This is a genomic window from Streptomyces sp. NPDC086077, from assembly GCF_040686175.1.
Lineage (GTDB): Bacteria > Actinomycetota > Actinomycetes > Streptomycetales > Streptomycetaceae > Streptomyces.
In genome coordinates this window covers 1-14069 of the sequence record NZ_JBFBJT010000018.1, presented here as the reverse complement: position 1 = coordinate 14069, position 14069 = coordinate 1, and the positions used below count along the sequence as shown (strand labels likewise).

The 14069-nt window shown below is 72.7% G+C and carries 14 protein-coding genes and 1 pseudogene; 4 read left to right on the top strand and 11 right to left on the bottom strand.

Translation table 11 applies throughout. The features are described from left to right. Positions 1 to 28: 28 nt before the first annotated feature. The 3 genes from AB0O67_RS08080 to AB0O67_RS08070 all read right to left on the bottom strand — a co-directional run bounded on the left by AB0O67_RS08080 (position 29) and on the right by AB0O67_RS08070 (position 2170). A complete protein-coding gene (locus tag AB0O67_RS08080) occupies positions 29 to 1180 on the bottom strand; it encodes a glutathione-independent formaldehyde dehydrogenase (protein WP_365447403.1) in 1152 nt (383 codons plus the stop codon). Between the two features lie 210 nt (positions 1181 to 1390). Then, positions 1391 to 1609: a hypothetical protein gene (locus tag AB0O67_RS08075; RefSeq protein ID WP_365447401.1), complete on the bottom strand. Its 219-nt coding sequence runs from the start codon at positions 1607 to 1609 to the stop codon at positions 1391 to 1393. A 63-nt stretch (positions 1610 to 1672) separates the two neighbouring features. Further along, complete coding sequence (locus AB0O67_RS08070; RefSeq protein WP_365447399.1) at positions 1673 to 2170, bottom strand: helix-turn-helix domain-containing protein; 498 nt, start codon at positions 2168 to 2170, stop codon at positions 1673 to 1675. Positions 2171 to 2509: 339 nt separating this feature from the next. Between AB0O67_RS08070 and AB0O67_RS08065 the strand changes: the two genes are divergently transcribed. The 3 genes from AB0O67_RS08065 to AB0O67_RS08055 all read left to right on the top strand — a co-directional run bounded on the left by AB0O67_RS08065 (position 2510) and on the right by AB0O67_RS08055 (position 6959). Then, positions 2510 to 5608, top strand: coding sequence for a CHAT domain-containing protein (locus AB0O67_RS08065; protein ID WP_365447397.1), 3099 nt, complete (start codon positions 2510 to 2512; stop codon positions 5606 to 5608). 72 nt (positions 5609 to 5680) lie between these two features. Then, positions 5681 to 6049, top strand: a complete 369-nt coding sequence (locus AB0O67_RS08060) for a hypothetical protein (RefSeq protein WP_365447395.1) — start codon at positions 5681 to 5683, stop codon at positions 6047 to 6049. 4 nt (positions 6050 to 6053) lie between these two features. Next, positions 6054 to 6959 carry a hypothetical protein gene (locus AB0O67_RS08055; protein WP_365447393.1) on the top strand — a complete coding sequence of 302 codons (906 nt, stop codon included), beginning with the start codon at positions 6054 to 6056 and terminating at the stop codon, positions 6957 to 6959. Between the two features lie 276 nt (positions 6960 to 7235). Here the strand turns inward: AB0O67_RS08055 and AB0O67_RS08050 are convergent. The 3 genes and pseudogenes from AB0O67_RS08050 to AB0O67_RS08040 form a co-directional block, all read right to left on the bottom strand. Further along, a pseudogene (locus AB0O67_RS08050) lies at positions 7236 to 7425 on the bottom strand (MFS transporter); the annotation flags it as partial. A gap of 72 nt (positions 7426 to 7497) precedes the next feature. Further along, positions 7498 to 7956, bottom strand: coding sequence for an SRPBCC family protein (locus AB0O67_RS08045; RefSeq protein ID WP_365447391.1), 459 nt, complete (start codon positions 7954 to 7956; stop codon positions 7498 to 7500). Positions 7957 to 8448: 492 nt separating this feature from the next. Beyond that, positions 8449 to 9324: an SDR family NAD(P)-dependent oxidoreductase gene (locus AB0O67_RS08040; RefSeq protein WP_365447389.1), complete on the bottom strand. Its 876-nt coding sequence runs from the start codon at positions 9322 to 9324 to the stop codon at positions 8449 to 8451. Positions 9325 to 9393: 69 nt separating this feature from the next. Here AB0O67_RS08040 and AB0O67_RS08035 point away from each other — a divergent pair, with 69 nt between their 5' ends. Then, the gene (locus tag AB0O67_RS08035; RefSeq protein WP_365447387.1) at positions 9394 to 10080 is read left to right on the top strand and encodes a TetR family transcriptional regulator; all 687 of its coding nucleotides are present in this window, start codon (positions 9394 to 9396) and stop codon (positions 10078 to 10080) included. A gap of 59 nt (positions 10081 to 10139) precedes the next feature. On the opposite strand, the gene AB0O67_RS08030 is transcribed toward AB0O67_RS08035, so the two are convergent. The 5 genes from AB0O67_RS08030 to AB0O67_RS08010 form a co-directional block, all read right to left on the bottom strand. Next, entirely contained in the window at positions 10140 to 11129 is a 990-nt protein-coding gene (locus tag AB0O67_RS08030; RefSeq protein ID WP_365447385.1) for a sugar kinase, read from the bottom strand. Continuing rightward, positions 11126 to 12010, bottom strand: coding sequence for an SMP-30/gluconolactonase/LRE family protein (locus AB0O67_RS08025; protein WP_365447383.1), 885 nt, complete (start codon positions 12008 to 12010; stop codon positions 11126 to 11128). Before AB0O67_RS08025 ends, AB0O67_RS08030 begins: the two co-directional genes overlap by 4 nt. Then, positions 12007 to 12639, bottom strand: a complete 633-nt coding sequence (locus AB0O67_RS08020) for a bifunctional 4-hydroxy-2-oxoglutarate aldolase/2-dehydro-3-deoxy-phosphogluconate aldolase (protein ID WP_365447381.1) — start codon at positions 12637 to 12639, stop codon at positions 12007 to 12009. Before AB0O67_RS08020 ends, AB0O67_RS08025 begins: the two co-directional genes overlap by 4 nt. A 55-nt stretch (positions 12640 to 12694) precedes the next feature. Further along, the gene (locus tag AB0O67_RS08015; protein ID WP_365447379.1) at positions 12695 to 13513 is read right to left on the bottom strand and encodes a hypothetical protein; all 819 of its coding nucleotides are present in this window, start codon (positions 13511 to 13513) and stop codon (positions 12695 to 12697) included. Continuing rightward, positions 13510 to 14069 (bottom strand): enolase C-terminal domain-like protein (locus tag AB0O67_RS08010; protein ID WP_365447377.1); only part of this gene is annotated, 560 nt, incomplete at its 5' end. The genes AB0O67_RS08010 and AB0O67_RS08015, both read right to left, overlap by 4 nt.

Below are 14069 nucleotides of genomic sequence, written 5' to 3'. Positions count from 1 at the left end.
CACTGGTGTGTGCCCGGGCCTGGGTGGCTCACGCCGCGAGGGCGTGGCCTGGGTGCAGGACCACCTTGGTGTAGCCCTCGATGCGCTTGTCGAACTTCTCGTACGCCTGCGGAGCGTCCTCCAGCGGCAACTCGTGCGAGACCACGAAGCTGGGCTTGGCGCGCCCGGCGATGATCAGATCACGTAGCTGGCGGTTGTACCGCTTGACGTTGCACTGGCCGGTGCCCATCTTCTGGCCCTTCTCGAACATCCTGCCGATCGAGACCAGGAGCTGGCCGTGCTTCGCGTGCTCGTCGGGCCCACCTGGGTCGGAGGGCACGTACAGACCCGGGATGCCGAGCCTGCCGGTCGCCCGTACCGTCTCGACCAGCGCGTTGAGGACGATGGCCGGTTCCTCGTGGCTGGTGTCGTGCGCCTGGGCCTGGTATCCGACGGCGTCCACGCCTTTGTCGGTTCCCTCTCCGTTCGTCTGTTCCTTGATCTGCTCGGCCGGGTCGCCCTTGGTGAAGTCGATCGGGATGGCCCCGATCTCCTCGGCCTTGGCGAGTCGCTCGGGTACCCGGTCCACCGAGAACACCTTCGAGGCACCGCGCAGCAGTGCCGAGTAGGCGGCCATGAGACCCACCGGTCCGGCGCCGTAGACGGCCACGCTCTCTCCGGGTATGACCTGGGCGAGTTCGCAGCCGTGGTAGCCGGTCGGGAAGATGTCGGCGAGCAGGATGAAGTCCGTCTCGAACTGCTCGCCGGGCGGCAGCTTCAGGCAGTTGAAGTCGGCGAACGGCACCCGCAGATGCTCCGCCTGTCCGCCCTTGTACGGGCCCATGGCCACGTAGCCGTAGGCACCGCCGGCGAAGCCCGGGTTGACCGTCAGGCAGAAGCCTGTTTCGCCGGCCAGGCAGTTCTTGCAGAATCCGCACGCGACGTTGAAGGGCATCACGACACGGTCGCCCACGGCCAGGGAGGACACGCCGTCCCCGACCTCCTCGATGACGCCGAGGTTCTCGTGTCCGAAGACGATGCCCGGCTCGGCCGCGGTGCGGCCCTCGTACATGTGCAGGTCGGAGCCGCAGATCGCGGACGACGTGACACGTACGAGCACGTCGTTCGGGTGCTGGATCCGCGGATCGTCGACGTCCTTCACCGTGACGCTGAAGGGCCTCTCGTAGACAACGGCTTTCACCTGTGTCACCTCCTGTGGAGCGACGGAGGCGGACTCGAGGACGGGCCGCTGCCCGGGCCACACACGAAGGCGCGGCTTTCGGATGCGCCGTGATCGAGGGCTCGCCTCACCGCCGGTACTTCCAGGGAACGCCCCTGGGTGAGGGGTTGCAACCCGCCCGGGCGGTCATCGGCGTGCGGCGTGCGAGGGCGGTGCCGATGTCATGGGCGCTCAGGCCGTCGAGGTTGTCCTCGGGGCGGGAGAAGTGGCCCCGGGCGGCGTCTCCGCCGCGCGGCAGGCGGGGCAGATGATCTGTGCGTCGCGTCCGTAGCGGTGGGTGAGCCCTTGGCAGCGGGGGCAGTATCCGACCTCGTCAGGGGCACAGCCCAGCAGACGCGCGGCGGCCGTCCGGTCCGTCGTGGGGTCGATGCGCTGGGACAACTCGTCCATACGTCCGAATGTACGTCCAGCGGCACCGGCGCGTACTGATGCCCGGCGCCGGGGCCCGCTCCCTCACGCCGTGCGGCGACGAGGTGTGTCGATCGGTACCGCACTCCCGATGGGGTCCGCCGCACGTGCCTGGACCACGAGCAGGTCCTCGGGGGTCAGCTCCCTGCCGTCCTCGGCGACGACGGACAGAATGCGCGGCGGCTGCCCTGTCCGGGCGTCGACGACCTGGGTCATCGGCTCGTCGTCCTCGAAGAGGTACTTCTGCCCCCACTGCCGCAGTGCCGAGAGGACGGTATGGAAGTCCCGGCCCTTCTCGGTGAGGACGTAATGGTGGGAGTTGCCGAGTTCCGACTCGTGGATCTCCAGGATGCCCACGGCCACGAGCTTCTGCAGCCGGGCGGAAAGGATGTTGGAGGCGACGCCGATCCGCTTGCTGAAGTCCGTGAACCGTGTGACGCCGTGCATGGCGTCGCGCAGGATCTGGAGTGTCCAGGTGTCGCCGATCTCGGAGAGGGAGCGGTCGATCGGACAGGCTGAATTGACCAGCTCTCGACGCTTCACCGGTACCTCCCCAGCCAGGTTACTTGCAATTCTAAAGCATGGGCCGGACGCGGGGCCGATCCGCGGGGAGCCCTCGGGCGGTGTTGCTTGCGAAGTGCAAGTGATGGTCGGGGTGGAAAGTGCTGCTTGCCGGCCGGCACCGGTGGCCGTCGTGGCGACACCACCGCCCGCAGGAACACCGGCGTACCCGACGTCATCCTTTCCCGGCCGCGGGAGCTGGACGTCGCCCAGGCCTGCGAGCGATGACGACCGGCCTTTTCCTGCTTTGCCCCGGCACGGCCTCGCCTCCTGGCGTACCGTGGCGCCACCGCAGGGGGCGATCAGGGGAGCGGGGGGTCGATGAGCCCGTTGAGCGCGGAACTTCGCGACGGCATCCGGAGGGCGATGGCCACACCGGACCAGGCGGCGCCGTTCCTCTTCGAAGCACCGGCGAACGTGTTGTCGCGCCGCACACACGGCAACCTGGCCGGACTGCTTCACGATGTCCGCGAGAAGCTGACCCCCCGCCAGGCGGGCGGCACGGGCGGTTCGGCGGACCCCGACGCCGACACCGATGTGCTCGACGTCGTGTACCTCGTCGCGTGCTACCACTTCGCGCGGTACCAGCACGTGCCCGAGGAGGAGAAGGAATGGAACGGGCACGCGTCCGTCTTCCTGTTCGGGATCGTGCACGCGCTGCGCCCCGAGATCGTTCCGCAACCGCTGCGCGGCCACTTCGCCGAACATCCGCCGCGGGTCGTGCCGCCGTACGAGATCGCGCACGCCGTGGGCAACGCGCTGCTCCTGGCGAGTGCGCCGGCCAAGGACCGGGACGGGGTGGTCCTGGCCGCGGCGCTGCTGCTGTGGGCGCACAGCGAGGCGCAGGGACGCGAGTCGGAACCGCACATCACCTTCAACGCCGGTACGGCGCTTGCGGAGATGTCCGAGGTGAAGGCTGCCGACGGCGATGCGCGGCGGACCAGGGAGGCCGGACTGCAGTTGATGCGTGAGGCGATCGCCGCGCTCCCGGCCGGTGATCCGGCGCGTGAGCGGATGCTGGAGTTCCTCATGCGGACGCAGGCCAAGTCCCCGCCCGCCCCCTTGGCCGACGACAGTGTGGCGGCCGAGTGGACCCGCTATATGCGGCACGGGGGGCTGCACCGGCTGGACAAGATCGTCGACCGACTGAGATCGGCCGTCGCGGCGCCCACGACCGGCGAGCCGGAACGCACTCATCGCCGTGTCGAACTCGGCCAGGCACTGAGGATGCGCTTCGAGATGGAGGGCGAACTCGCCGATCTCGACGGTTCGGTCGCCGAGCTGACCCGTGCCCTGGCCGGCTCCCTGGACGACGACCAGCGGGCATCGGCCCACTCCTTCCTGGGCCTGTCCCATCTCGACCGGTACGTCTCGTCGGGAGACATCGCCCACCTGGAGGCGGCCACCGAGGCCGTCCGTCATCCGACCACCCTCCGGACGGCCGCGTCGCCCGCCCATGCCCAGCGCCTCACCAACCTGGCCGCCGTCCTCACCACACGGTTCGACGTCCACGGCGACATCACCGAACTGGACGAGGCGGTGCACCATCTCCGGTACGCCGTCTCGGCCACACCACCCACCCAGCACGACCACCCCGTGATGCTGATCAAGCTGGCGGTCGCGCTCCTCAAGCGCGGCGTGCACGCGGGTCGGGACGCGGACCTCGACGCGGCCGAGTCCCTCCTGAGACGGGTGGCGGGTGAGCCCTCGGACACCGGGCCCAACCAGCAACTGGCCCGTTGGGAACTGGGGAGGCTGCTGCGGACGCGTGGCCTGAGCCGGCTCGCCGTGGCCGATCTGGCCGGGGCCGTCACGCAGTACCGCACCACCGCGCTCGCCCCCACCCAGGACGTACGCACCCGGCTGGCGTGCGCCGCGCAGTGGGGCATGACCTGTATGACGCTCGGGGACGGGGAGCAGGCCCGTGCCGCGTTCGGCGTGGCGCTCACCGACCTGCTTCCCAAACTGACCGGACGCTCGCTGGGCCGGGCCTCGCAGGAGGTACGGCTGCGCGAGGTGTCCTCGCTGGCCACCACCGCCGCGGCCGTGGAGATCGCCGGCGGCCGGCCTCGTGAGGCGCTGATGCGCCTGGAACAGGGCCGCGGCGTCCTGCTGGCGCAGGGACTGCGGTTACGGAGGCGGCACGGTGACCTGATCGCCGCCTCCGCGGAACTCGCCGAACGCTACGAGCGGGTCTGCGCAGAACTGGTCCTGCCGCGGCACACCCCGGAGCAGCGGAAGGCCTCGGCCGCGGAGTTCGACGCGCTCGTCGCGGAGATACGCGCCCTTCCGGGGTTCGCCCACTTCCACCGGTCGCCGGACTGGGCGCGGCTGAGCGAGGCCGCGGCGCACGGGCCTGTCGCCGTCATCAACGTCTCCCCTCTGACCTGCGACGCCCTGTTGCTGCGCCGCGCGGAGGGCCGGACGGTCGTCGAGGTGGTGCCCCTGCCCGGCGTCACGAGCGAGGAGATCGACCGCCGGGCCGGCGCCTTCCACACGGCCGTGACCGGGCTGGTGACGCCGGGCACCACCGGGGGCGACAGGTACAAGCTCGACCGGGAGATGAAGCGGACCCTGCGGTGGCTGGGCGAGCGGATCGTGGGGCCGGTCCTCGGCCGGCTGGGCCTGGACCGCCGGCCGGACCCGGGGGAGGCCGCGCCCCGGCTCTGGTGGTGCCCCACCGGCGTACTGTCCCTGCTGCCGCTGCACGCCGCGCTGCTGGAAGGTGACGGACGGCCCGGTTCCGAGTACGCCCAGGACCGCGTGGTCTCCTCGTACGTCCCCACGCTCGGCTCGCTGCTGCACGCCCGTGACACGCCCCCTCCCGAGGCCGGCGGCAGATCGCTGGTCGCGGTCACCGTGGACGCCGGCGGCCTCCCACCGCGGCTGACGGCCCTCGACGACGAACTGGCCGCGACGAAACGGCTGTCCGCCGTCAGGGCCGAGCTCCGGGGCACCGACGCCACTCCGGAGGCAGTGCTGGCCGCGCTGCGGACGCACACCCACGCCCACCTCGCCTGCCACGGCGTAGGGGATCCGGACGCCCCGTCGCGGAGCAGACTGCGCCTGCACGGTGGAGATCTGACGTTGCGTGAGCTGGCCGCCGAGCGACTGCGCGGCGCCGAGTTCGCGTACCTGTCCGCCTGCCACAGCGCCGCCCCGGGCAAGGAACTGGCCGACGAGGCCATCTCGGTGGCGTCGGCCTTCCAGCTCTGCGGCTACCGGCACGTGATCGGGAGCCTGTGGACCGTGGAGGACGGCATGGGGCCGCTCCTCGCCCAGGAGGTGTACCGGGCACTCGCCGCACCCGGCGGCCCAGGCCCGGCACACGCCCTGCACCGGGCGGTCGGACGGCTGCGCCGACACGACCGGTATCGCGAACCGCTGTTCTGGGCATCGGTCGTGCACACCGGCCCCTAGTGGCCGAAGACCGTCGCCCGCCGACACCGCCCACACACCGTCACACGACCCAGGAAAACCCGGGAGAGGCCGATGAACGACGACCGCGGGATGCGCGCCGACTTCTGCACGGCGCTGCCCTGGCTGCGGGAGGACTTGGCCGCGGAAGGAGCGCTCGCCGGACTCCACGACGCCATCCGCGCCGTCCTGGCGGAGACACCCGTACGGCAGGCGGTCGCGGGGCTGAACATACCGCCGCATGTGTTCGACGACGCGAGACCGGTGCGTGGGGACGAACCGGGGAACATGACCTTCGGCACGAAACCGCGTCCCGCGGGGGAGTCGTACCGCTGCCCCGACGGGTGGTGCAGCCTCGACGTGGTCCGGACGCCGGGCGGCGAACTCCCCGCCGGAGGACGCTGTTGGCTGCGAGACCGGCCGCTGCGCGTCGTGGAGGCGTGAGCCGGTGCCCCCGGTGCTCGACGGCCTCAGCCAGAAGCTGGCCGAGAAGTGGTTGTCAGAACTGGCGGTTCCCGGCCTGCTCTTCGTCGCGGCGGCGGCCACCGGCGTGGTGCTCGGCCACGGTTCCGCGCTCGACCGGTCCGCTCTGTTCGAGCGGTTCGGGCACTGGGCGACGCAGGCGGGGCAGTTGCCCACGCTCGGTCAGATCGGCGTCGTGGCCGCGATCGTCCTCGCCTCGGTGGCGTCGGGGGCCTTCGTGCGGGCGTGCGCCGACGGCGTCGAGCGGATCTGGACGGGGGAGTGGCCGGCGTTCGCACGCCCGCTGGCCGACCGGCTCACCGCCCGGCGCCTCAGGCACTGGGAGGAGATCGAGGCGGAGATCACGCGGTTGCGCGGAGCGAGCCCCGCACACCGGCGCGGCGAGGTACTTCGGCGGGACCTCGAAGAGCGCGCCGCCCGCCGCGACGCCATCGCCCCCGCCCCGCCCGCCAGGCCCACCTTCACCGGCGACCGCATGGCGGCTGCCGAGACCCGGCTGCGCCACCAGTACGGCATCGACCTCGCCGCCTGCTGGACACGCCTGTGGGTGGTCCTGCCGGAAGACGTCAGAACGGAGCTGCGTACCTCGCGGGCGCGCTTCGACGCCGGGGTGACCGGCTCGGTGTGGGCCGGCTGCTACGCCGCACTGGGCTGCCTCTGGTGGCCCGCGGCCGTGGCCGCCGTCGTGACCGGGCTCGTGGCGTGGCGTCGAGGCCGGGGTGCCGTGACGGTCCACGCCGAACTGGTGGAGTCCACCGTCGACGTCTACCTCAAGAGGCTGGTGGAGGAACTCGGCGTCGACGCCTCCGGCGACCCGCCCGATCCCCGGCTGGGCGCCGCGCTGAACCGGGTGGCCCGTAAGGCGGGCTGAGGACGGGCCGACCCATTCGGCGAGTTGACCGGCTGCCGGCTTCCGGGCGCGGTGGGCAGCGGTGTTGTCGCTGGGCAGCGTCCAGGAGGCGACCTGGCTCGGGGCGAGTGCGCGGGTGCGGACGAGGAGCAGGGGACGCCGCCTCACGCCGCCTCACGCCTCTTCGGCACGCACCACCACGCGAGAGCCGCGGCCGCCAGGTAGGCGAAGGCCCCGATGGCCATGCTCGTCCGCAGCCCGTCGTCGTAGCCGGCGCCGGTGGCGAGCAGGCTGCCTCAGCCGGTCGCCCAGCGCCCCACCGGTCATCAGGAACCCGGCGAGGACCAGGGTGTATCCGTCCGTGATCCACTGGATGCCGGTGAGTGAGGCGGACAGTTCCCGGCCCACCACCGGGACGGCCACGTTGATGATCGTGACGTCCAGGATCACCATGAAGTACCCGGCGCACCGCCGTCAGCGGCGCCAGGGACCGCAGCCCGCGGGGCTCCGGGTCCGGCTGGGAAGGGGACGCGGACATCACGGTCTGCTCGGGGCGGCGTCAGGGCCGGACGATCGCCGCTTCCGCCGCCGCCTTGATCCGGGCGCCGAAGCCGGGCGCGTCCTTGCGGGCGGCCGCGAGGGCCAGCCCGACGAGGAGCTTGCCCAGGCCGTGGCCTTCCAGGACGTTGTGGAGACGGACCCGGGTCCTTCCACCGTCCAGCGGCTCCAGGTCGTAGCCACCCTCGCGTGCCGTCACGCTGTTCTTCGACACCTCGGCCCAGCGGATCCGCACCGGGGCTTCGAGGTCGGTGATGCGGAACTCCCTGGCGGTCTTCATCCCGGCATCCTTGACCGTGCTCCGGAAGACCGTGCCCACAGCGGTGGGCGCGTCGGGAACCCGCTCGATCCTGAGCACCCGGGGGCTGAATTGCGGATCGTTGCGTCCGTCGGCGAGGTAGTCGAACACCGCCTGGACAGGCCGATCGATCTCGACCGTGGTTTCGAACCGTCCTGACATGCGCACCTCTGATCGGTTGAGCCGCATCGGTCCCGCGCCCGCTGCGCACGTCCGCCGGACGGCGAGGTCGCCGGGGCTGTCCCGCGCCCGCGCGGCGGTGCGCGAGAGCCACGCCGCGTGTCGTGGCGGCATCGCGACCCTACCGGGAGCCCAGCGCGTCCCGCGAGGCGAACGGTGCGTTCACGTGCACCTGCCCGGCCCGCCCCGACCCGGCGGCGGCGCCCCTCACGCGGGCCGCGCCCCGCATGCCTGGCGCAGGCTCATCGGGATCCGATGGCCGCCCGTCCGGCCGGAGAGGCCACGGTCACGGCGATCGCCGCACGCTGGGGTTTCCATCACCCGGGCCGCTTCGCCTCGCTCGACCGCGACACATACCGTCGCGCGCCTCATCGGAGCCTGGCCGGGGAGTGACCCGGCCCGGTGGGCGACGAGGCGCGCGTAAGGGCCGACCGGAACGACGGCCCGGTGGCGGAGGCGACCTCCTCGTGATCCCTAGTCGGCCGTCTCGTCAGGCGGCAGCTGGGCGGGGTACGGCTCGCCGAAGTCGGCCGAGCGGCTGACCTTCTCCCATTCCGCCGCCTCGGAGAGCTGGCGGCGGGAGTGGTCCATAGCCATCGTCGCCGCGTTCGTGCCCAGCAGCAGATGCGTGGGGACCTGGCCCCGCTGGACGGTTCGAACGATGATCTCAGCGGCGCGCCGAGGGTCCCCGGCCACCCCGTCCGTGCTCTGGCGCACCCGCCGGTTCATCGCCCCGACCGTCTCGTCGTAGGCGTCGGGGATCGGGTGGACCGTCATGGAGGAACCCGCCCAGTCCGTGGCGAAGCCGCTCGGCTCGACGACCATCACGCGCACGCCGAACGGTGCGGTCTCCGTGGCGAGGACCCGGCTGAAGCCGTCTACCGCGAACTTGGCCGCCTGGTAGGAGGCGATGCCGGGCGATCCGCCGACGCGCCCGCCGATCGACGAGATCTGCACGACGGTGCCGGCGCCCTGCCGGCGCAGGGTGGGGAGCGCTGCCTTGGTGACGTGGTAGACGCCCCAGAAGTTCGTCTCGAACTGGGCGCGGAAGTCGTCGTCGTCCGATGTCTCGATGGGCGACACGTTCGCGTACCCGGCGTTGTTCACGAGGACGTCGATGCGTCCGAAGCGTGCGAGCGCCGCGTCGACGGCCTCGCGCGCGGCCTCCGGATGGGTGACGTCCAGCGCGAGTGGACAGATGCGGTCGCCGTACTCCTTGAACGCCTCGGCGAGGGCTTCGGGGCGGCGGGCGGTGGCCACGACGCGATCGCCGGCCTCCAGGGCGGAGGCGACGAGGGCACGGCCGAGGCCGCGGGACGAACCGGTGATGAACCAGACCTTTTGACTCATGCTCTTAGTGCAACACTGTTTTTTAAATTACGCAACATCGTTGCCGTAAGTGTTCCTATGATGTCTCGCATGACTACGCCTGCTTTCCAGCGTGCGCGCAGTGCCGAGGCCAAGCAGGCTCGAGAGGACGCGATCCTGGATGCCGCCCGCTCACTCGGCGGCCGACGCGGCATCCGGGACGTCACCCTCACCGACATCGCCACGGCCGTCGGGATGCACAAGTCGGCCCTGCTGCGCTATTTCGAGACGAGGGAGCAGATCTTCCTCAGGCTCACCGCGGAAGGCTGGCGGGAGTGGTCCGCCGATCTTCGCGGCGATCTCGAACGGCGGGCTCACGCCACCGCCGCGGAGGTCGCCGAGGCCGTCGCCACCACGCTGGCGGCGCGACCGATGTTCTGCGACCTGCTGGCGCAGGCGCCCTTGAACCTGGAACGCAACGTCTCGATCGACTCGGTGCGCGCCTTCAAGCTCGTGACACTCAAGGAGGTCGAGCTGATCGGCGACGAACTGCGGCGGCTGCTCGGGCTGACCGAGTTGCAGAACGTCGACCTGATCGCCACGGCGACCAGCATGGCCGGGGCGCTGTGGCAGATGGCCACCCCCGGCCCACGTCTGCGGGAGCTCTATGCGAGCGACCCCCGGCTGGGGCACGCCGTCGTCGAGGTGGAACCGCGCCTGCGCCGGGTCCTCACGGCCTTCCTCATCGGGATCGACGCGGGATCCGCCGAGGCCACCGGCCGAGGCGCGGGGGGCTGAGCGACCGCCCGATGAGGGCGACGCGCGCCCGCGCGCCCCGCCCCGTCCACGCCCCCGGCTCAGGAGGTCGCCGCCGCCTTCGCCGCCCACTCGTCCGCGGGGAGGCCGAGGAGCCGGCCGATCCGGGCGTCGTCCGGCAACGGGCCGTGGTCGCCGGTCACTCGAAGGGCCGACGCCGCCGTGATGTGTCCGAGGCGCAGCGCCCGCTCCACGTCCCCGTCGCCCAGGAGCCCGGCGAGGAAACCGGCGGCGAACGCGTCACCGGCGCCGACGACCTCCACCACCTCCGTGCGCAGCGCGGGCACGGTGCATACGCCGTCGTCACCGAAGGCGGTGGCCGCACGGCCGCCGTCCTTGACGACCAGCAGCCGGGGGTGCGGCAGCAACTCCCGTACGCCCGCAGGTTCCAGGGCGGCGCCCCACAGCTCCTGCGCCTCGTCGAGCCCGACGAAGACGATGTCGGCGCGGTCGGCCAGGTCGCGGAGTACCCCGGCGGCCGTTCCGGGCGGCCACAGCGCCGGGCGGTGGTTGACGTCGAAGCTGAGGGCGTGGGCCCGCTCGCCCGGCGGCGTGGCGAGCGCCCGTTCCACCAGGTCCCGGCAGGACGAGGACAACGCCGGGGTGATGCCCGTGAGATGCACGAGGGAGGCGGACCTCAGGCAGTCGTCGTCCAGGACGTCGGGGCCCAGGGCCGAGGCCGCCGAGTCGCCCCGGTAGTAGTGGACACGGGTACGGGGTCCGGCGGGGTCCTTCACCAGAAGGCCCGTGGGCCGTCGCGGGTCGAGGCGCACGCCACCGACGTCGACGCCCGCCGCGCCGACCGCGGCGTGCACCCGCCGCCCCAGCGCGTCGTCACCCAGCGCGGAGAGCCACGAGACGGGGACACCCAGATCGGCCAGGTACATCGCGACGTTCGACTCCGCGCCGGCCACCGACACCCGCACGTTCTCGGCGGTCTCCAGCGACTGGGACGGGCCTGGAGCCAGGGCGGCCATGGTCTCCCCGATGCAGACGACCCGTCCCTCGGCCGGCCGCCAGGGGCTCCTCACGACGCCTCCCTCGGGGCCGGCAGCGGAGGCCGGTGGCGGTAGGCGTCCGCGGGCCGGCCCGGCACGTCCACCCGGGCGGTGAACACGGCGCCGTCATGAGGACCGGGCGCGGCGAGCCCCACGTGCGCGGTCGTGATGTGCAGCACGTCCCTCACCAGGCACACACCGGCGGGCTGGCGCGCGGGCAGACGGAGTACGCGGTCGAGGCGGCCGTCCGCGCGGTACCGGCGTACGGTTCCCGTGCCCCACACGGCGACCCACACCGCCCCCTCGGCGTCCACCACCATGCCGTCGGGGCTGCCGTCGTCGACGGTCACGAAGACCTCGGGTGCTCCCAGGCCGCCGGTGGCCGGGTCGACGGCGTGGCGCCTGATGACCCCCCGCGCGCTGTCGGCCAGGTACATGACCTCGCCGTCCGCCGTGAACGCCGGTCCGTTGGGCACCGTGATGCCGTCGAGGACACGGGTCACCGTGCCGTCGTCGTCGACCCGGTACAGGGAACCGCGTCCCTCGTCGGCGTCGTAGGCCATGCTGCCCGCCCAGAAGCGGCCCAGCGGGTCGGCGGTCCCGTCGTTCATGCGCATGGGCCGGGCCGCGTCCGCCTCGGGCTGTGCCAGCCAGTGCGTCGATCCGTCGGGGGCGAGCAGGCACATCCCGGTGCCCGCGGCGGCGATCCAGGTGTCGGCGGTGCCGGCCACGGGTGCCACCGCGCCCAGCGGAACGGGCAGTCGGGCCAGTTGCCGCAGGGGGTCCGTGGGGCTGCCGGCGGCGGTGAGCAGACGGCCCGCGAGGATGTCCACGAGGATGACGCCACGGTCCGTCCAGCGGATGCCCTCACCGAGTTCCAGGCGGTCGGGGCGGAGGGCTTCGACGTCGGTCACGGCGTGGCCTTCTGTGCGACGGTGAGGAAGGCGCGGGCGCGTTCCCGCAGCGCGGTGAGGCTGCCGCCGTCGGCGGCGTCGCCGATCAGGGGCGAGCCGACCCCGACGGCGGTCGCTCCGGCGGCCAGATAGGCCTCGGCGGCCGCCTCGTCGACGCCTCCCACCGGCACGAACAGCTCGTGCGGGAACGGGCCCCGCAGGGCGTGGAGATAGGCGGGGCCGCCGGCCTGGGCGGCCGGGAAGACCTTCAGCGCCGTGGCGCCCAGCGCGCGTGCGGCCAGGATCTCGGTCGGGGTCATCACCCCCGCCAGCACCGGCATGCCGAGCGCGTGCGCCGCACCGACGCCTTCGCCGACCGCGGGCGTGACGGCCCAGCGGGCGCCGGCCCGGTGGGCGGCACGGGCGTCGTCGGCGGTCAGGACGGTGCCGGCACCGAGGGGGCGGTCGGTGCCGAGCGCTTCGCGGGCCCGCTCGATCACGGACAGGGCGTCCTTGCCGCTCAGGGACACCTCGATCAGCTCGACACCCTCCTCGGCCAGGGCCAGGACGGTGCGCAGCGTTGCGTCGGGATCCGAGCCGCGGACGATCGCGACCAGGCGGTGGGCGGCCAGGGCCGCTCGAAGATCCATGGAGGGGGCTCCTTCTCGTTCTCGCAAGGGGGCCACACGGTTTCCCGCGGGCCGGTCAGGGACAGTGGCAGTGCGCGCTCAGCGTCAGCCGCCATCGCACCTCACCGGATTCGGGGACACGGGCGGCGTCACCGGGGCCTGCCTCGGCGAGGTCGAACACCCGGCCGAGCAGGGGCTCGACTCCCGTGCTCCGGTAGGGGTGGGGGGCCGGGAAGCCGCCCAGGTTGCGCCACAGGGCGACGGATGTCGGCTGGCCGTCGGCTTCGAGGGCCAGGGACAGGTGGTCCGGGCCGTCGTGGACACAACACCGGGAAACGTCCACGACGGCTCCGACGGCGGTGCCGTCGTCCGGGCCGAACCTGTCCATACGTAGCCCGCGGGGGGCCGGCCAGTCGCCCTCGACCCACGCGGCGCCCTTCGGCCACGGCCCGTCCAGCAGCGGGGCCGCCTCGGGGAACAGCCGGGTCCGCACCGCGCGGGGGAGGTGCACGCTCGCCCGCTCGGAGAGATCGAGCAGGGCGTGGGCGGCCCACAGGAAGCGGAAGCCGGCGTCGGCCGTCAGCACGTAGTCGGCCTCGGCCCCGTCGGCGGTGGCGCGGATGCGGCGGGTCAGCGTGAAGCGGTCGGCGTGGACCACGTCCCGGTCCGCCTCCCGCGTCCAGGCCCGCGACCAGGCGTCGCCGTGGTCGGGCGTGCCGCGGACGGTGGGGACGCACTCCTCCAGTCCGCCCGCGTCCACGAACGGGTCGCCCGGCGCGACGTCCTCCCGCCCGGGCGTCTCGCGCCGCCACAGCCATTCGCGCCCGCCCGAGCGCAGGGACGTCCAACGGCCGCCGTGCGCAAGGTCGGTGACGACCTCCAGCGGCACGCTCACCACTCCGCGAAGGAGCCGTCGGGGTGCCGCCACACCGGGTTGCGCCAGGCGTGACCGGTGCGGTCCGCGGCGCGTACGGCGTCCTCGTCGACGGTGATGCCGAGCCCCGGGGCGTCGTGGCGGAGGGCGTGGCCGTCGACGAAGCGGAACGGCTCCGTGTCCACCAGGTAGGACAGCAGGTCGGCGTCCTTGTTGTAGTGGATGCCCCGGCTCTGCTCCTGGATCAGGAAGTTCGGGGTGACGAACGCGATCTGGAGGCTGGCCGCCAGGGCTATCGGGCCGAGCGGGCAGTGCGGGGCGAGCTGGGCGCCGTAGGTCTCGGCGAGCGAGGCGATGCGGTGCACCTCGGTTATCCCGCCGGCGTGCGACAGGTCGGGCTGGGCGACGGCGACACCGGCGGCGAGCACGGCGAGGAACTCGGCGCGTCCGTAGAGCCGTTCGCCGGTGGCGAGCGGGATGGGGCTCGCGGCCACCAGGCCGGGCAGCAGATGGCCCTGTTCGGGGAGGACGGGCTCCTCCACGAACAGAGGGTGCAGAGGCGCGAGTTCGGTCAGCA